Raw genomic sequence first — 390 nt, forward strand, 5'->3', positions numbered from 1 at the left:
GGCCTCCGGCGCAGCCGTCCGTGACAGGCGACCCACGAGCTCGGCGAGGGTCAACCCGAGCACCGCCCACAAGGTGAGCTGGGTCAAGAAGCTGGCCCGGCGGAAGTCGTACAGCACCGACGCCGGGAACGTGGCCGGCACCTCGTCGTAGTGCGGCAGCAGGGCCATCACCACCACCATCACGACCAGGTAGCCGGCGCCGACGACGAGACCGGCGTGCCAGCCGCCGAACCGGCCGCTCAGCCGACGCCCGACCAGCACCGCTGTCACGGCGGTGATCAGCGAGATGGCCAGGACGATGAAGTAGAGCGCGGTGCGCAGCCCGATGGTGTCGCCGCTGCCCACCGCCGGCGGGTTGGGCGGGTAGATCACGAACGGCACCGCGTAGAC

General features: G+C 71.0%; 1 protein-coding gene. It reads right to left on the reverse strand.

The features are described from left to right. On the reverse strand, positions 1-390 hold a 390-nt coding region (locus D7Y13_RS44650; protein WP_147452790.1), incomplete at both ends, for a CbtA family protein.

Origin of the sequence: Corallococcus praedator (genome assembly GCF_003612125.1) — a bacterium.
GTDB lineage: Bacteria > Myxococcota > Myxococcia > Myxococcales > Myxococcaceae > Corallococcus > Corallococcus praedator.